Annotated in this window: 19 protein-coding genes; 5 read left to right on the top strand and 14 right to left on the bottom strand. The window is 45.0% G+C overall.

Going from position 1 to position 17887, the window contains the following annotated elements:
* Together JGK14_RS29780 and JGK14_RS29775 are read left to right on the top strand one after the other, a co-directional pair.
* A partial coding sequence (locus JGK14_RS29780; protein WP_293212107.1) for a hypothetical protein occupies positions 1-180 on the top strand: 180 nt, incomplete at its 5' end.
* 282 nt (positions 181-462) lie between these two features.
* The gene (locus tag JGK14_RS29775) at positions 463-777 is read left to right on the top strand and encodes a low temperature-induced protein (protein ID WP_325315832.1); all 315 of its coding nucleotides are present in this window, start codon (positions 463-465) and stop codon (positions 775-777) included.
* A 409-nt stretch (positions 778-1186) separates the two neighbouring features.
* Here the strand turns inward: JGK14_RS29775 and JGK14_RS29770 are convergent, their stop codons facing one another.
* Positions 1187-2203 carry a sulfate/molybdate ABC transporter ATP-binding protein gene (locus JGK14_RS29770; protein ID WP_293180814.1) on the bottom strand — a complete coding sequence of 339 codons (1017 nt, stop codon included), beginning with the start codon at positions 2201-2203 and terminating at the stop codon, positions 1187-1189.
* Between the two features lie 566 nt (positions 2204-2769).
* On the opposite strand from JGK14_RS29770, the gene argC reads away from it, so the two are divergent.
* Positions 2770-3828: an N-acetyl-gamma-glutamyl-phosphate reductase gene (gene argC, locus JGK14_RS29765; protein WP_325315831.1), complete on the top strand. Its 1059-nt coding sequence runs from the start codon at positions 2770-2772 to the stop codon at positions 3826-3828.
* 448 nt (positions 3829-4276) lie between these two features.
* On the opposite strand, the gene eno is transcribed toward argC, so the two are convergent.
* Positions 4277-5557 carry a phosphopyruvate hydratase gene (eno, locus tag JGK14_RS29760; RefSeq protein ID WP_293326083.1) on the bottom strand — a complete coding sequence of 427 codons (1281 nt, stop codon included), beginning with the start codon at positions 5555-5557 and terminating at the stop codon, positions 4277-4279.
* A gap of 301 nt (positions 5558-5858) precedes the next feature.
* On the opposite strand from eno, the gene JGK14_RS29755 reads away from it, so the two are divergent.
* Positions 5859-6776, top strand: a complete 918-nt coding sequence (locus JGK14_RS29755) for a calcium-binding protein (RefSeq protein ID WP_293217869.1) — start codon at positions 5859-5861, stop codon at positions 6774-6776.
* 140 nt (positions 6777-6916) lie between these two features.
* Here the strand turns inward: JGK14_RS29755 and JGK14_RS29750 are convergent, their stop codons facing one another.
* From JGK14_RS29750 to JGK14_RS29735, 4 genes are all read right to left on the bottom strand, one after another.
* A complete protein-coding gene (locus tag JGK14_RS29750; protein ID WP_293180826.1) occupies positions 6917-7549 on the bottom strand; it encodes a hypothetical protein in 633 nt (210 codons plus the stop codon).
* Positions 7550-7888: 339 nt separating this feature from the next.
* A complete protein-coding gene (locus JGK14_RS29745) occupies positions 7889-8539 on the bottom strand; it encodes a Maf family protein (RefSeq protein WP_293180829.1) in 651 nt (216 codons plus the stop codon).
* Between the two features lie 174 nt (positions 8540-8713).
* On the bottom strand, positions 8714-9274 hold the full coding sequence (gene psbP / locus JGK14_RS29740; RefSeq protein ID WP_293180832.1) for a photosystem II reaction center PsbP: 561 nt from the start codon (positions 9272-9274) through the stop codon (positions 8714-8716).
* Positions 9275-9413: 139 nt separating this feature from the next.
* Positions 9414-9626 (bottom strand): chlorophyll a/b-binding protein, encoded by a 213-nt coding sequence (locus JGK14_RS29735; RefSeq protein WP_293154096.1) that lies wholly within the window; start codon positions 9624-9626, stop codon positions 9414-9416.
* Between the two features lie 329 nt (positions 9627-9955).
* Between JGK14_RS29735 and JGK14_RS29730 the strand changes: the two genes are divergently transcribed.
* The gene (locus JGK14_RS29730) at positions 9956-10567 is read left to right on the top strand and encodes a hypothetical protein (protein WP_293241751.1); all 612 of its coding nucleotides are present in this window, start codon (positions 9956-9958) and stop codon (positions 10565-10567) included.
* A 153-nt stretch (positions 10568-10720) separates the two neighbouring features.
* Here the strand turns inward: JGK14_RS29730 and larB are convergent, their stop codons facing one another.
* The 8 genes from larB to JGK14_RS29690 all read right to left on the bottom strand — a co-directional run bounded on the left by larB (position 10721) and on the right by JGK14_RS29690 (position 17712).
* The gene (gene larB, locus JGK14_RS29725; RefSeq protein WP_325315830.1) at positions 10721-11506 is read right to left on the bottom strand and encodes a nickel pincer cofactor biosynthesis protein LarB; all 786 of its coding nucleotides are present in this window, start codon (positions 11504-11506) and stop codon (positions 10721-10723) included.
* A gap of 168 nt (positions 11507-11674) precedes the next feature.
* A complete protein-coding gene (locus tag JGK14_RS29720) occupies positions 11675-13450 on the bottom strand; it encodes an ABC transporter substrate-binding protein (protein ID WP_325315829.1) in 1776 nt (591 codons plus the stop codon).
* A 28-nt stretch (positions 13451-13478) separates the two neighbouring features.
* A complete protein-coding gene (locus JGK14_RS29715; RefSeq protein WP_293191115.1) occupies positions 13479-14084 on the bottom strand; it encodes a PIN domain-containing protein in 606 nt (201 codons plus the stop codon).
* Positions 14059-14577: a hypothetical protein gene (locus JGK14_RS29710; protein ID WP_293180848.1), complete on the bottom strand. Its 519-nt coding sequence runs from the start codon at positions 14575-14577 to the stop codon at positions 14059-14061. The genes JGK14_RS29715 and JGK14_RS29710 overlap by 26 nt, the downstream gene beginning before the upstream one ends.
* A gap of 44 nt (positions 14578-14621) precedes the next feature.
* Positions 14622-15101: a 2-C-methyl-D-erythritol 2,4-cyclodiphosphate synthase gene (gene ispF / locus JGK14_RS29705; RefSeq protein WP_293217866.1), complete on the bottom strand. Its 480-nt coding sequence runs from the start codon at positions 15099-15101 to the stop codon at positions 14622-14624.
* A 236-nt stretch (positions 15102-15337) separates the two neighbouring features.
* The gene (locus JGK14_RS29700; protein WP_293180854.1) at positions 15338-15517 is read right to left on the bottom strand and encodes a hypothetical protein; all 180 of its coding nucleotides are present in this window, start codon (positions 15515-15517) and stop codon (positions 15338-15340) included.
* Position 15518: 1 nt separating this feature from the next.
* Positions 15519-16085, bottom strand: coding sequence for a zeta toxin family protein (locus JGK14_RS29695; protein ID WP_293180857.1), 567 nt, complete (start codon positions 16083-16085; stop codon positions 15519-15521).
* Between the two features lie 244 nt (positions 16086-16329).
* Positions 16330-17712, bottom strand: a complete 1383-nt coding sequence (locus JGK14_RS29690) for a DUF1517 domain-containing protein (protein WP_325315828.1) — start codon at positions 17710-17712, stop codon at positions 16330-16332.
* Between the last annotated feature and the right edge of the window lie 175 nt (positions 17713-17887).

The following is a 17887-nucleotide window of genomic DNA, read 5'->3' as shown; positions in this document are numbered from 1 at the left end:
ACAACAGCCGTTTTATTGAGGAGCCCAATGATGGGAAACTATCACGTTCCGTTTTGGAGAGCAGTGGAGGGGGCGACTCCTTCACTGACTTTAATTATTCTGAGAAAAGTAGCCAGTAAGTTAGGTGTAAGCTTAAACCAACTGGGTAGACGGTCTTTGACGACTCCCAGCGAGAGTTAGACTTTGGGTATTACCTAAATCTACTTTGTCCGCAGAATCTCAGTGGCGTTGACTCCCTGAGAGTGTCAACTATCGGAAGACACAAAGCCCAAATATTCCCTGAGAAAGATTTCATAACCCCGTTATTTAAGCTAAATATTAATTAGCTCAAATTAACTGATTGCCACTGCTGATTCAAGTGGCTTTTATCAAACTTGAGTTAAAGATTGTGCAGAAATTGAGTTAAATTCAGCCTGTTAACAATCTCAACGATCAAAACTTCTAAATACGGAGAAATTTTGTATGTCTTTTATCAGCTTTAACCTCCCAGTCAAGCGTTTAGTTCGCAGTTTAATAGTTGTTTGTTTTTGTGCATTGATGTTTGTTTCCAATGCTTTCACAGCTTTTGCCGTTACCAGCAGCCCCACCAAAGGTGAAGCTCAACTTTTGGGGATTGAGAAAGAAGCTCAAAAAGCTGTTTTGAAAGACCCGATGTCTCTGGAAGAAACTCAGAAAAAAGCTAATGAAGGGATTAATGAAGTTCAGGGAGATGCTGACAGCGAGAAGATGAAAAATCCTTCTAATACAAGCGCGACATCCTTTGTGTTGTGCATTTAAACTGTATGTCAAGAAATAATTCAAGTCTTGTGGGATGGGCTTCTAGCCCGTCCCGAATATGCAATTGAAATGCACGACAGCTTATCAGCATAAAAAAGTAGGGACACGGCAATGCCGTGTCCTTATTTTTTTGTGTCCGATATCAATTTAGCTCTAGTTTGAAGAATTGAGATCAGAGTGTTTGATCGTTCGGAATGCGAGTCCGCATCGGGAGCATCTCAGTTTTGCATTTATATATAGTGCGAGCTTAAGAGCTCGCGTATTGTACAACTCGCGAGCTCTTAAGCTCGCACTATAATAAAAAAAATGCTTTTTACAAAAATGAGATGCTCCCGTCCGCATCCATTACGCTTGACTAAAGTCCTTACTACAAACCAATTTTATGGTGTTGTTCTCAGAGGATATGATATCAGATAGAATAATAAAGTGGAAATGACTTGGCATCTTTCGGCTTGACGAACACTCTTTGCTGCGGCTGCAACTGCAAGTTATCGAATCTTTCTCTTGTCAAATTAGCATTCAGCACTTGACCGTCATCTAAGGTTAATTCCACCTGAATTTCCCATCCCAAATGAATCAAGCGACTGATTCTTGCCGGCACTGTTGCACTATTTTCGGTAGTTTCAATTACTACGTCGTGAGGGCGCAAGAAAATTTCTGGGTTGGCTGAGTCAAAGCCGTTGTCTTGAAACATTCTCGAACTGCTGGGCAAGACATTCACAGGCCCGATAAAACTCATGACGAATGCACTAGCTGGATGGTCGTAAATTTCTGCGGGTGTGCCTACTTGTTCGATTTTACCTTTATTCATTACTGTAATTCGATCGGCAACTTCCATCGCTTCTTCTTGGTCGTGCGTCACAAAGACTGTGGTAACGTGCACTTCGTCGTGGAGTCTTCGCAACCAAGCGCGCAAATCTTTGCGGACTTTGGCATCGAGAGCTCCAAAAGGTTCGTCTAGCAGTAACACTTTTGGTTCCACAGCCAGGGCTCTGGCGAGGGCTACCCGCTGACGCTGGCCTCCTGAAAGTTGCGACGGGTATCTGTCGCCCAATCCTCCCAATTGGACTAAATTTAACAATTCTTCTACGCGGGATTTGACTTTCGTCGGTGGAGTTTTCTGAATTTCCATGCCGAAAGCAATATTTTTTCGCACTGTCATGTGCTTGAATAGCGCGTAGTGCTGAAACACAAATCCAATTTTGCGGTCTTGGACGCTAGTATTGGTGGCATCTTGGCCTGTCAGCCAGATTTTGCCGGAGTCGGGCATTTCTAAACCTGCAATCAGTCGCAGCAGGGTGGACTTGCCGGAACCAGACGGGCCCAGCAGTGCGACTAGAGAACCTGATTCAATTTTCAAGCTGACTCGATCGAGTGCTTGGAAACTGCCAAACTGTTTTGATACGTCTTCTACAACTATTCCCATAGGAAATTCGGCAACGGATGAGTGTAATGGATTTAACGGATGTTGAGCTTTGAGGTTCGAGGAAAGAGCGAAAAAAGTTAATCCCCGGTTTATGGATAGATTTATGTAAGATTTTATAGCACGATCGCACATCCGTTGCTTAATTTTAGGGTTTTGGCGATCGCACATCCGTTTTTAGATAGGAGATTTTAGATTTGAGATTGACTCTGGAAGATTCAATGCGAGTCTGAAATTTTGGCCTCTCCACCACAGCCCTGCGGGACTTTGTATTGGTTTTTGGGCGGAGTCAATCGATTTTAGATTTTAGATTTTAGATTTTAGATTGAGCCCACGGATAAATTCGGGGGAAGAGAGGATTTTCGATTTTCGATTTGGGATTGATTCCACGGATAAATCACGTGGCGGGTACCACCGTTGAAATTCTTGGTCAAACACCGGAAAATTTACAAAAATCCACGTCAATCACAAAACAACACAATTCTTTATTACCAAAGTTGGCGTTTGGTACTACAATGCAGCAAAAGTTCAAGCGTTTTTGACTTCAAAGGCTGAGGGGATAAAGGAAAATGGGAGATGTTAGACCTGTGCCTGTAGGCATAGTTGGCGCTTCAGGTTATGGCGGCGTACAACTGGTGCGGCTGCTGGCGGATCACCCAGCGGCAGAAGTAGTGTATGTAGGCGGGGATAGCAGTGCGGGAAAACCTTTTTCCAGCCTTTATCCGCATCTGACTAACTGCATTGATTTGACTATTGAGGCGATCGACCTAGATAAAATAGCGGCAAAATGTGAAGTTGTGTTTCTGTCGCTGCCGAATGGTTTAGCTTGCCAAATGGCACCGACGCTGATTGAAGGCGGCTGCAAAGTTTTGGATTTGTCGGCTGACTACAGATTTGAAAATCTGGACACTTACAAAGCTTGGTACGGTGGCGAGCGATCGGACTCTGATTTAGCTGCAACTGCTGTTTACGGTTTGCCAGAATTGTATCGCGATCGCATTAAAGACGCTCAATTAGTAGGCTGTGCCGGCTGCTACGTCACTGCTAGTTTATTAGCCCTGGCCCCCTTACTCAAACAAGGTCTGATCGAGCCAGAAACAGCAATTATCGACGCCAAATCAGGATCTTCGGGAGGGGGCCGCAAAGCCGAAGTTAATCTGTTGTTGGCAGAAGCTGACAATTCGATCGGCGCTTACGGGGTAGGCCGCCACCGCCACACCCCAGAAATTGAGCAAGTTTGCAGCCACTTGGCCGGACAAGATATCAAAGTCCAATTTACTCCCCACTTGATGCCGATGGTGCGGGGAATTCTGGCAACTGTTTACGCAAATTTGCGCGATCCGGGATTGGTGCGGGAAGATTTAATCACCATTTTCAGTGCTTTTTACCGCAATTCTCCTTTGGTAAAAGTGTTACCGGCTGGGGTTTATCCGCAATCTAAATGGGCTTGCGGCACGAATCTTTGTTACATTGGCGTGGAAGTAGATCCGCGCACTGATAGGGTAATTGTGATGTCGGCGATCGACAATTTAATTAAAGGTCAAGCCGGTCAAGGCATCCAGTGCATGAACTTGATGATGGGCTGGGAAGAAACTTTGGGTTTACCTCAATTGGCTTTCTATCCGTGATTATGGGGCATGGTAATTGGTAATGGGGATCAGTGTCAACTTAAGTTTGAAACCATTGATAAATCTCGTTTGTAGCTTAGTCTCGATCCCCCTAAATCCCCCTTAAGAAGGGGGACTTTGAATGCTTCTTGTCCCCCCCTTCTCAAGGGGGGCTAGGCAGGGTGGTTTTATTGTCGTCACACAAATTAGGTACGTAGTTGCGCTTAAGCGCTCTTTATAAGATTAGGAAAGAGCGCTTAAGCGCAACTACGTACCTTCGCCCAAGCGCGAGCCAATCTTTGAGCGATAATTTTGGTAGTTTCAGATTTCTTTTCCCGACAATAAAACCACCCTGCTTCTCAAGGGGGGCTAGGGGGGATCGAGCCTTGGTGGTAAACAGCCATGTGTGACTACGTTTGACCTGGTTGTTGACACCAATTCCCAATTCCCAATTACCCATTACCAAATTTTATTTGGGCCCGTAACCGATCGCACCAGCATAAATTGCCCGATCGCCCAATTCGTCCTCAATCCGCAATAAACGGTTATACTTAGCAACCCGTTCGCTGCGGCACAGAGAACCAGTCTTGATTTGACCGGCGCGAGTCGCTACGGCTAAATCAGCAATTGTAGTATCTTCAGTTTCACCCGAACGGTGGCTGATTACCGATCGATAGCTGTTGCGCTTCCCTAAGTCGATCGTATCCAAAGTCTCAGTCAAAGAACCAATTTGATTCAGCTTAATCAAAATCGAATTGCTAGCTTTCAAATCAATCCCTTTTTGCAAGCGCGTGCGATTAGTAACAAACAAATCGTCACCCACCAATTGAACTCTGCTACCCATTTTCTGAGTTAGCGCCACCCAACTATCCCAATCGTCTTCGTGCAAACCATCTTCAATGGAAACGATCGGATATTGTCCAACCAAACCATCCAAATAATCGATTAATTCTGCTGGCGAATGAGCCACACCGTCATAGGTGTACTTCCCATCTTTGTAAAATTCGCTAGCAGCAACATCCAAAGCCAAAGCAACTTGTTCACCCGGTTTGTAGCCAGCTTTTTCAATTGCCATCATTAACAAATCCAAAGCTTCCTGATTGGAACCCAAATTAGGAGCAAAACCGCCTTCATCGCCAACACCAGTCAGCAAATTTTTGTCTTTCAAGACTTTAGCCAGACTAGCAAATACTTCTGCACCCCAGCGCAAAGCTTCCTTAAAAGAAGGTGCTCCCACCGGTACAATCATAAACTCTTGAATGTCTACGTTGTTGTCGGCGTGGGAACCGCCGTTGATGACGTTCATCAAAGGCACTGGTAAAACGTTAGCCAAAGCGCCACCCAAGTAGCGGTAAAGGGGTATTTGTAAAGTCTCGGCGGCCGCCTTTGCTGTGGCTAGGGAGACTCCGAGAATGGCATTAGCGCCGAGGTTAGACTTGTTGGGGGAACCGTCCAAGTCAATCATGGTTTGATCGATTAATGGTTGGTCGATCGCATCCAGATTAGCCAAAGCGGGAGCAATTTTGTGTTCGACGTTAGCAACCGCTTTCAAAACTCCCTTACCACCGTAACGTTTTTTGTCATCGTCGCGGAGTTCGTGGGCTTCAAAAGAGCCTGTAGACGCGCCGCTGGGCACTTGGGCGAGTCCGACAACACCATTGGCTAGATACACTTCAGCTTCGATGGTAGGGCGGCCGCGGGAGTCGAGGATTTCTCTGGCTTTGATAGATTCGATCGCAGTGTCTTGCATATTAACGATTCCTGACTTTGCTCAAGGTTTGATGACATTTGGCAGTCTGTCGGTTCTCCCACACTGACTGCTGACGGGTAATAGAGTACGCGATCCCGAGAATTATTGGCGCAGAGTTCAAAATATTTGCGGATTTGGGCTACATCCAAGTGTCAATAAGCTGTGCTTGTTGAATATTTGTGGTAATTTTGACAGTCATTTAATTTGTTTAACCGCAAATACACGCACATTTGTTAATTGGAACATTTATTAAAATAAGACTGTCTAGAAAGTTCATATCAATCAATCAGGGAAAACTTAAATGTTAGAAACAAATCTCGGAACAGTTAAAGCCTCAGCTATCGACTCCGATCGAATTATTCCCGATCCACCAAACATCAGATTACTCACAGGGCCTTTGCCAAATCCTAGCGATCCCAACTTTTTCGACCTTACTCCCAACAACGATACAGTTCAATTAGCCAACGGAATTCTCCGCAACACTCCCGGAGGTTTGCGAGCCTTAGCAGGCGACGATTTTGTCCGAGGTTCCGGTGGTGCGGAACTGATGAATGGGAATGGGGGCGCAGATACTTTAATCGGAGGTTGTGGCAATGATACTATTCGCGGCGGTCAAGATTTTGACATACTGTACGGAGAATGTGGCAACGATATTCTCAGCGGCAATCAAGGCAATGATTACGCCTATGGAGGCACGGGAAATGATTTTGTTAGAGGTGGCCAAGGCAGTGATGCTTTAGTAGGAGAAAGTGGCAACGATACTCTAATCGGTGATGCTGGAATTGACAGACTTTGGGGAGGAGAAGGCGCAGATTTGTTTGTCCTAAGAAGAGAGTCGGGAGCAACTTCGGGGGAATTTGGTTCAGATCAACCACGTCCTGCTGGGACTTTTCCTGCTAACGTAGAGCAAGTGCCTGCGGATTTTATTCTTGACTACAATCCAGCGCAAGGTGATGTAATCGGATTGGCGGGAGGACTGACGCGAAATGATATTGTTTTAACGGAAAAGTTTTTAACAATTGGTGATGCGAGAGATTACGCGAGCAGTGGCCCTGTTCCTCCGGGAACGATTCAAACTGCTGATTTTAGATTTCTGGATACTAAGGCGACGGTGATTCGGGAAGCTAGCACCGGCAATATCTTGGGCTTGGTGAAAGATGTTTCGCCGAGTCAACTTCAATTTACCTCTGTGTCTGATAGTGCGATCGCCTTTGGATAGGATTTGTGAAAAAAACCCGGTTTATTAGATGGTCGCGAGTGCCCAGAAACCGGGTTTTTACGAAAATTGTTGGTGACAGCGTAGAAACTCAAAAAAACCCGGTTTCTTAGATTATGCACGGGTGGTCAGAAACCAGGTTTTTATGGACTCGTATCGAGAGGCTTTTTAAGTTTCAGCTTAACATTGGTTCCTTTTTTAAGGACAACTTCACCACCAGGACTAGACAAGACATAAGCCGTTGCTGCTGCACCCCCAGCTAAAGTACCATGCTTGAATTTCGCTTTATCACCAACGAATTTACCGGCCACTGCTCCAGCTAAAATAATGCCAGCATTCTGAACAAACTTGCCTTTGGTTTTGGTTTCTACCTGAGTATTTACTAAGGTAACATCAAGGGGAGCGGCTGCACCATTTGCGAGTTTAATGTCATCAAAAACTAGATGCAAACTCGCTTTTTTGCCTTTAGCTGCTTTGACGACATCTTCCAGATGTCCCTGAATCACGGCATCTTTAAGAGTTTTATCTCCTCCTTTGACTCGCAGAGTAAAACGCTCGTTGTTGCGGTTTTTACCCGTGGATAAATCTTGTTGGAGAATGGTATCAAAACTGGTTCCAGCAGGGATGGCCGCTGCCTGATTTTTTAGCTTACCGGAACTAGCGTTGCTTTGGTTAGCCGGAGCAGAAGTTTTGCCGATCGGCTCGTTTGACTTCTGACAAGCAACAGCGTTACTGAGTAATACGGCACTCAGTAGTAAGGGCATTAACTTTTTCATCGTTTTTTTCTTCAATTCAATAGGCTATAAGAATCAGATTATGCTAAAAATAGCCAACGCGAACATAAAAAAAGCGATATTTTACTAAATTTTTGGGCGATCGCCAAGGGAGCATCTCAGTTTTGCATTTATTATTATAGTGCGAGCTTAAGAGCTCGCGTATTGTACAATACGCGAGCTCTTAAGCTCGCACTCAAAGAAAAAACGCTTTTTACAAAAATGAGATGCTCCCATCGCCAACCATACATGACTACTTATTTTTGACCGAGAAATGCTTCTATCGTATATACAGCAAAGGATTTAGACTACGTGACTACCCCGGCAGGGGGTAAGTTCCGTTTAAGATTGCCAGAAATCTGCCACATCATATCCCATGTCGCGGAGCATTTGCCGCAGCAAAGGCAAACTCAAACCAATCACATTGGTATGACAACCTTCGATTTTTTCCACAAAAAAGCCGCCTTTGCCTTCGAGTGCAAAACAGCCAGCACAGGCGAGAGGTTCTCCCGTAGCGACATAAGCAGCAATTTGACGCGAGGTAACTTCCGCAAAATAAACTTTTGTAACTTGACAGCGAATGAGCGATCGATCCATTGCCACATCAAAGCTATCAAATCTCGTATCAATTAAAGCATGACCCGTATAAAGTTCGCCAACTTTACCGCGCATTTTTTGCCAGCGCGAGATTGCTTCGTCGGCATCCTTGGGTTTGCCGTGAATTTCACCATCAATGACCAAAATTGAATCGCATCCTAACACTACACACGATTTGGGATTGGGGATTTGCGGGTGAGAATTAGCCAGCAAAAAACTAGCTACAGCGTCAGCTTTTCCTTCTGCTAAAACCTGCACTAATTTAGTAGCATCCCTCATTTTTATTTGCCCTTCATCAAAGTCGCTGGGGCAAATCACAGCTTGAATGCCTGCATTGCTTAGCAGGCTGCGGCGCGCGGGAGAAGCTGAGGCTAATACAAAAGTTGGAGTTTTCATAAGTTAAGAAGTCAGTTGACAGTTGACAGTTGACAGTTGACAGTTGACAGTTGACAGTTATTATTTGTCATTAGTTATTTGTTACCAATAACCTTCCAGGCTCTACCTCCAATGACCAATGCCCAATGCCCAATGCCCAATGCCCAATGCCCACTGTCAAATTACTTTTTAACCCTAATAAACAGAGAAAGATTTAACAACTTTCTCAAAAGCTTCTTTGACTTTCGGCCAGCGTTCTTCGGTAGTGGAAACGTTCAGGGTAAATAGTTTGCCACGGCTGACTGCTACGCTAGCTAAGTTGTGCCGTTGTTGGTTTGGGAGTTTGACGGCGTATTCTAAAATGTAATAGTTTTTCGATCGCGATTCCCGACTTTCTGCATTGACTAATTCAGCTTCGCGGCCGGAATCAGCCGGGGCGATCCTCTTCGAGGGCTTCGCTAACGCACTTTTGCTAAGCTTGTATCCCACATCCGTCGGCGTGCCCAAATCTGCGAGAGTTTTGTTCCCAGCCACTGGACTGATGACCACGCTGACATTCTCAGTTTGCTGGATCAAATCGCGGAACACCACATCGGGCCCGTTAGAAACTGCGATCGGCAACCAGCCGTTAGGATAAAGAAATTGATAGCCGTCGCCAGTATCAACGTAGCTTTTGAGTCCGGTAGCTACAGAGACACAACCGGTCAAGCTGAGAGAGAAAACCACCAGAAGTATTGCTGCAATTCGTTTGAGCATTATTTTTACAAGTACCGTAACACTAAAATATTTAATTTAAATTGTCTCATCAAACCTTGCAAAAATAGTTAAGCTATGGATCGCCAATTGTGTATTGTTGGCAAGCCATAGCCGTACAGTTTAATTTTAAACAAAGTTATTACAGGTTAGTTAGCCAGCTAATCAGTCCGTGCTTGGTAGAAACTTCTAAAGCCAAGAGAGAAACAAAACCAATCATGGCAAGTCGGCCGTTCAAGCGTTCTGCGTAGGGTGTAAAGCCTGTGCGGGCTTCATCGTCAATGTATACTTTGGGCTCGATCGCAAAATTGTTCATTTTACCGTCGTTGTCAAGTAGTAAGCCTCTGTCAGCCATGTCAGTGTCCTAAGTTGTTTTTGGTGTAATGTAAACTAATGTAACAGACTTATGAAGAGATGTAAAGGATTATGAGTTTTTTTTTCAAAGTCGCGACTCAGATACCAGTTTCCCCCAAAAATCCAACGGGCTGACAAGCTCGAAACCCCTATAGAATAAGTAATTCCCAACCTAAAATCTCAAATCTTAAATCTCCAATGGCATGACTGTAGACAGTAGACTCACGGCCCCGGAGGGGGGAGGATAGAGTTGAGAGGCGCAAAAATCGATGGTGTGGCAAATCCCAGTCTGGGTTTGACGAAAATAGTGGAAGAATGGAGGAAAAATTTATGCGGGCCAGTCTGGAAATGCGGTGGTTTTATAGCGGTGCGCTGCCAAAACCGATCGGGCAATGGTTTGGAAGCGAGAGTCTGGGCGGGTATCTATCCCCGCCTGAAGAGCGAGAAGATTTATATTTGCTGATACCTAGTTGCGACTACTTGGGAGTAAAACTGCGCGGGAAAAATTTACAAGTAAAGTGGCGGCAGGAAGAATTGGGGGTGATGCAGTTCGGCAACCGCTGGGAAGGCAAAGTCGAGAAATGGCTGAAGTGGATATGTGCCGACACGATGGCGCCACTACCGGCGGATATGATGGCGACTGGAAAGTGGGTAAAGGTGAAAAAAAAGCGAGCCCAGCGTCTTTACCAAGTTTCTGCCCCGGGCGTGCTGATGTCTGTGCCTGTCGAAGCCCCAATTCCCCAAGGCTGTATTGTAGAAATTACGCAGTTAAATGTTAACGGCACTGCGTCGTGGACTTTGGGATTTGAAGCGTTTGGTAGCGAAGGTTTTTTGACCGAAAGTCTGGAAACAGTAGCTAATTGGACGAGCAAAAGTTATCAGGCGCAAAAGTTGAAAGCTGAGGATTCTTCGGGTTATCCGATTTGGCTGGCTGGTAAGTAATATCAAATCCCTTTGAATCATACCGCCTGTATTCTTTAGTTCCCATCTGTTGGGACGAAAAATAAGACGGCGGTTGAAACCGCGTCTACACAAACTAAGTCCGCCTCCGCGGACTGAAGAAAATAACGCAATTTTAACCGCCCGGTCTTTCTTCTATTCGCCCTCTCCTATTCTCCCCACTTTGGCAGAAGTTCTGAGAATTTGACAAGCCAAAATCGCCGCCCCAAACCCATTATCAATATTCACCACACCCACACCAGCCGCACAAGAATTGAGCATAGTTAAAAGAGGAGCAATCCCGCCAAAACTCGCGCCGTAACCTACACTTGTCGGCACAGCAATCACTGGACAATCTGCCAAACCCGCAACCACACTCGCCAAAGCACCTTCCATACCAGCAACCGCAATCAACACATCAGCACCAGCAATCACGTGCCGGTTGCTCAGCAAGCGGTGAATCCCAGCAACTCCCACATCCCACAAACGCCGCACCCCAAAACCGCAAAGTTCCGCAGTCACAGCAGCCTCTTCCGCCACAGGCAAATCCGCTGTTCCTGCACTGATAATAGTCACTGTACCCGGACGCTGGGGAGTTGGGAATTTATCAGAAATTGCACAAATTCGAGCTGTTTGGTAGTAGCACAAGTCGGGTATTTTTTGCTGCAATTTCTCAAAAACCTCTGGTTCAATTCGCGTCGCCATCACCGCAGGATTTCGGCCGCGCATCGCCCCGATAATCTCAACAATTTGGTCTGGCGTTTTTCCGGGGCCCCAGATGACTTCGGGAAAACCGGTTCTTAAGGTGCGGTGGTGGTCAATTTTGGCAAAATCGCCGACTTGTTCAAAGTCAAAATGCTTTAATTTGTCCAAAGCTGCGATCGGGCTAACATCGCCCGCCGCCACAGATTCGAGTAACTTCTGTAAAATTTCAGGTTCCATGAACTAATGATATCTTCTGGGCTCAAACAACACTTAAGATGGGTTCGTAGTAAGGACTTCAGTCCTTCTTTCTGAGGACTAAAGTCCTCACTACTTAAGATGGGTTCGTAGTAAGGACTTTAGTCCTTCTTTCTGAGGACTAAAGTCCTCACTACGAACCAATAATGACTATTCTGCAATTTTCAGTTCATACAAATTCCAGAAAGCACCGCCGAGAGCACTATAGCGAATTCCCGAAACGCGATCGCGCACCGCCTCAAAAGTCAGCGGATTCACCATATAAATAAAAGGCACTTGTTCCGCGATAATCCGCTGCGTCTCCCCATACAGTTCCTTGCGCTTCGCCTCGTCAAGCTCCTGAGAAGCCTTCACATACAAGTCATCAATTTTCTGCTCCCAGTCGTAAACTTCCCGACCTTTAATCGGCGGTTCTCCAGCTTGCGGGCCCTGGTTGAAACTGTGCAAAGTCCCCTTGACTGACCAAATATTGTAACCGCTGTGCGGTTCAGTACCTCCGGTAAAACCGCCGAGGTAAGTATCCCAATTTTTAGTCAGGCGCAGCTTTTCCACATAAGTGTTAAAACTCAGGAACTGCGTATCAACTTCCATCCCCAGTTTACCCAAATCTTGCTTAATTTGCGTTCCCATTTGCTCCCGCACTTTTTTGCCTGCGGCCATCAACAAAGTAAACCGCACTTTGTTGCCCTCAGCATCCAACAATTCGCCGTTACTATTATACTTGAATCCTGCACTTAACAGTAACTCTTTCGCTTTTTCCAGATTGTAACTGTAAGTTTTTAATCCCTGTTCTGGAGACAAGTAGAACGGACTTTGTGCCGGAATTGGGGAATGCAGCGGTGCGCCAAGTCCGCGATAGATATTGTTAGTCATGGCGTCGCGGTTGATGCCGTAGGCGATCGCCTGTCGAAACTCCTTACTCAAAAACCACTTAGACTTAATCGGGTCTACAAACGGCTGATTTTGAGCGTTACGCCCCTTATTCAGATTGAAACACATAAACACGCTGCCAGTGTCCGGGCCGCCGTTGAATATCGTATATTTGCCGCGTTTTTCCTCTCGTTTCAGCAGCGGAAACACCTCCGGCTGCACGTCCAGAGTATCCAAATCGCCCGATCGAAAATTCAGCAGTTGATTGTCAGTATTTTCGATAATTTGCCAGACAATTTGCTGGATGTAAGGCTGACTGTTACCCTCTGTATCTTTGCGCCAAAAATAGGGATTTCGTTCCAAAACAACGCGCTGGTTGGGAGTATAGCTCAGCATTCGGTATTGGCCGTTACCGACAATTTTTTTGGGGTCAGTATCCGTACCCCAAGCAGACAGGAATTTAGGCTTGCCGTCTGCCTCTGTCTGGGTGGCAGCTTCCTGCAAGATATGAGCTGGTAAAATCGGTATTCCCCCAGCAAATCTAATAAAAGGAGCAAAAGGTTCTGGCACTGAAAATTCAATGCGGCGGCTGTCAATTTTTTTGAGTTTTGGTAATTGACGGCTGATGCCAACTCTCAGATTATCTTTCAAGCCGCTAGGAATTTTTTCATTGAAATAAATCTTTTCATAGCTGAATATAATATCATCAGTTGTCATCGGTTCGCCGTCCGACCATTTCAATCCTTCTCGCAGGGTGAAGACAATCTTTTTGCCATCTTTAGAAACTTCCCAGGATTCAGCTAAACCGGGTTCTAGTTTCGATGTCACCCCGTTTTCGTTGAGCAATCCCTCGTACATATAGCCAAACACGCTGTATGCAGACTGATTTAGCGGGTAGTTAAACGTAGCCGGGCCGCTGGGGGTGGGAACGACGAGTCTGTTTGCTAAGTTAGTCGATCGGGCTGGAGTGCACGCAGACAGAGTTATCGCGGCAATTACCGCCAGTAAAATCAAGAGCGATCGTAGTTTTGAATATAACATCGTAGAATTTTTCATAGCTTTTAAATATACCATTTCCGTCCAACTACGACTGAGATTGCAACCACCCTAGAAAGTCTTCAGTACGCGAAAAATACTTGGTTATCCCTACTTCCCGCAAAGCATCTTGAACTGATGGCAGACCAAATTCCTTTGTATTATTGCTCAAAAATACCTTAACTTGATTAGGTTGTAAGTGTGCATGGTTCAAAATGCAGTTGAGAATTAAATTGTCTGTCGGGTCTTCTTCAATAAAAATTGAATCCAAATTTTCTCGAAGTATTTGCGCTGTTAATTGGATCATTTCTACCTTGGCAACCAACAAATCAAGAGCATTAAAAAGACGTGCATTAATATCATTGAGCAGCCCCTCATTCTCGGTGAGGGCTTCCTCTAAGTGGAAGACAAGAGACTGGGCAGATGGTGAAGTTTTATCTCGCTTTAGCTGACTGATTTGTTTTTGCATTTCACCGAAAAAACGGTTGCGTCGCTTGATCTCGTCTTCTAAAGCTGATAGTGCTTCCATGCAGCAAATATCTGGTATTGCTATGTTGACTGATGTCGGTACACTTAACAACAAGTTGTTAGCATCAGGGTCGCGTCCTGTAGCAATGCTCATCAAAAAGTTAGTCTCGATATATAAAATTGCCACCAATTTCTACTCCTGATTTTGTCGTTCCACCTGCTAGCAGTGGCAGCAAACCGATTTGTTCTATCTGTTCTGACGCAGTTGGAATCTCAGACTTCCAATTATAAGCTAAGTCGCGCAGCCATGCTTCAATCAATCTTGTTAGGTATCGCTTAAATATCCGCTTGTTGTGAAATTCCGGCTCATAATTGCGAAGTATCTCACCAGTGTTTAGAGAACAAACAGGTTCAGATAAATTTACTCCGTCCCATTTGAAAATCAGAATTTGTTCGGTGTCAACAAACATGGCATAAGGAATGAGTGTGCGTTCTTCGGACATTTTTGCCAAGGCAGCTTTCATCCAAGATATCATGCGATCGGTAATCTTCTGCTTGGCTGCTGTTTCTTGAGCTTGAATAATTTTGACTTCAATCAGCACGACTACCCGATCGTCCTTATCGAGAGCGATGATGTCAACGTCGATTGGGGTTTCGATTTTCAAGTTTTCGGCAAGCATAGATTTGACTCCTAAATTAGCGGAAAATTGTCATAACCTGACAACTATTTTAGCATTAACAAAACTACAGCATAGGCTGCAATTCCTTCCTCTCTCCCCACGGGCCCTAACTTTTCGTTGGTAGTAGCTTTGATGGCAACTTGGTCTGGTTTTAATTGTAGGACAGCAGAAAGGCGATCGCACATTTGCTTAATATACGGTTTCAGCTTCGGACGTTCGGCCACAACCACCGAGTCAATATTGCCAATTTCCCAGCCTTTATCTAATATTAACTGATTGACTTGTGCCAGCAACACGAGACTGTCTGCACCTTTCCATTTTGGGTCAGTTGGCGGGAAATACAGGCCGATATCTCCCAAACACAGAGCTCCCAGCATGGCGTCCATAATCGCGTGGGTGAGTACGTCTGCGTCGCTGTGTCCTAATAAGCCTAATTCGTGGGGAATGTGGACGCCACCGAGGATCAAGGGGCGTTCTGGAACTAAGCAGTGAATGTCGTAACCGTTACCGATGCGGATGTTCATGTCATTCAGTTGACAGTTGACAGTTGACAGTTGACAGTTGACTTCGGAGGGGCCACCTTTACCTAGAAGTCCGAGGATTGGAGTAATGAATAATCTGATTTTAATTTTTCCAGATCGGGGTTTGGGCTTTAAACCAATTCTTTTTGGTGAATTTTAGGTGGCTAAAAAGCAGACAGTAGAGTATTATGTCATAGTCTGTGTGGATATGAGTAGGTTTTTTGGGCGACTGACTTGTTTTATGTTTCGGGCGATATTGGAGGAATGCGATCGGCTGTTAAAATTACTACTTTCCCATCTTCCCACACAGCAATAGATTCACCTAATTTGCGGTGTCTTTCAATAGCTGCTGCAACTGCCGCTTTCACTCCAACATTAATCTTTGTAGATAAAAGTTGTCTTGGTTTTGATTGTTTCATTTTATTTTTGAGTTATTTGATTCCAGCTTTCAATATTATAGATTATCTGTTCTTCCTCGATACTCCCTTCTGCTACTAACTGAGCCGTTTCGTGAGAGTTGTCATAGATAATCCAATTGTCGCACAGTGGCAAATACAGAGCTATCAAATTTCGCAGTCCTCTGTCATAGCGGCGGCGGATAACATCTTCTGGGATAGAATGACCGCCACTAGCTACTCGTCGGGCTACTCTTGCTACGGCCAGTTCGGGCGATCGCAACCAAAAGTAAATTAGGTTAATTGTATAATCTTTTGTTTTACAACTTCTGAGAAAAGTTGCAAAGCTACGGGCTGCTAGAGTAGTCTCAAAAGCAAAATCAGTTCCAGAATTAGATAGTGTTTGCAGTCTTTCTAGCATGATTCGTCCGGCGGTAATCGCTACCGACTCGGGATTGAATGGCGAAAGTGCAGCCGCAATCGCGTCTGCATTGACATATTCAAAACAGTCGAGAAAATTGGGCAATAAACTCATTGATGCGGTGGTTTTGCCGGAACCGTTAGCGCCACCAATTATGTAAAGATTCGGCATAAGTTTAGCATAAATTAATCAGGCAGGACTTAGGTTTTGTATGGTGCGTAGCTTGCACCTTATATCATTTTGACAAAAGATTGCTACACAATAAATAAAGTTGTGTTTGTTTGTAAAACTATTGTGGTCAGGTGCGTCGCTCTTAAATGGTCGATATGTAACTAGGAATTGTTCGTGGCGACACACCCTACGACTACTTTAAGCTGCGGTCTATCTATCAATCAAAGATTTATGCAATGCTAGTCTAAGCAACCCGAATCAAATCTGGATAAGCACCCAACAAATCATCGCCCGTCAAACTATCCGTTTCCTGCTGCGGACTCCAAATCACCTCTAAAACCAGCAGATTCTCAGCAGGAGTCGCCGCCGATTTTTCTAACACTGCTTTCAACTTCGCAACATCGCGAATGTCTCCAAACAGCGGTCTGCTATTCTCTGTCCCTATCAAAAACGTGACTGTAATATACTCTCCAGGCTCTTCATCGCCAGCACTAACAGACTGTCTGCTACGGATATCGCCATTCACCATACTCAAAGTTTCCACACTTAATTTGCTGCGTTCTTGCATCGAAATTTGATTGAATATTTGCGTTGCTTTTTCTCGACTTTCGACTATCTGGGAATTCGCACAAACGTGAGTCCACTTTTCTCGATTTCGCAAAACAATCAAAACAGCTTCTTGCAAAAATTCCGCACGTTGATTAGCATTTTTTATGTCAGAACTTAACGTTAGTTCAGTTAGCTGACTGGGAACTTCGCGAGCTTCTGCCAACATGGCAATTTGCAACTTAGTGACCGCAAAAATTTGTTTTTTAGATTCTTTGGCAGGGTGTTGTCGATAATAGTAAATACAGTAAGCAATTAACGCAACGCAACCTCCAGCAACAAACAGCCAAAACACTACAATTTTCCAATCATCATCAGATTCCGAACTCGGAGGGTTATTCGAGTTATTGTCAGTGGTAATTGGTGCTGGTGCATTGACTGCTGGTTGTTGCTCTGAACCGATATTTGGCTGACTGTTATCTGGATTGTCTGAAGTTGGCGAATTGGGATCGCTGTCGCCCGAATTATTATTAGTGGTAACTGGTGCTGGATTGACGGCTGGTTGTTGATTTGAATCTGTGTTTTGCTGACTGTTACCGGAATTATAAGGAACTACATAACTCGGCCCTGAATTATAGGTGCGCTGCTGGATAATTACAGTTCTGTTATTGCTAGATTGTGGCGGAATCGGAGGGTTAGGTGCGGCGACAGGTGCAGGTGCGGCGGGCTTGTCAAAAGAGCCGCTGCGAACTCTTCCCCCAGTGTTGCTGCTGTTGCTGGGGCGGCTGGGATTGGAACTAGCAGCACTATTCGATCTGCTGTTACTGGAACTAGAAGAACTAGAAGAATTAGGTGAGGTATTGCTAGGACGGCTGGAACTGGAAGAAGAACTAGAAGAAGAACTAGAAGAACTCGATCGCCCGCCACTACTTCCTCCACTGCTGCCGCCGCTGCTTCTTGCCAAAGCTTCCTGGTTAATATTTAACCATTTGCCACCGCTGCTGGGAGTTAAATTTACAGTAACTTCACCGGCGAGCAAAAAGCCGATCGCCCAACAGCACAAAAGTTGATTTTTTAGCATAAATTCTCTGGGAAAAAATCCAGTGTTAAATCAAGAACGTCAACAGCCCACAGCCCACAGCCTACAGTTAATTAATCCGGGCGTTGCTGAATCAGGGTATGAGACGAGAAAAAATGCGAGATTGGAGCCGAAAATGATTTCTGGGATTTTGATTGGGAATTGGAACATCTCCAAA

This window comes from Microcoleus sp. PH2017_28_MFU_U_A (assembly GCF_020738035.1).
Lineage (GTDB): Bacteria > Cyanobacteriota > Cyanobacteriia > Cyanobacteriales > Microcoleaceae > Microcoleus.
The sequence above is the reverse complement of the archived record's forward strand: the minus strand, read 5'-3'. Positions and strand labels throughout refer to the sequence as shown.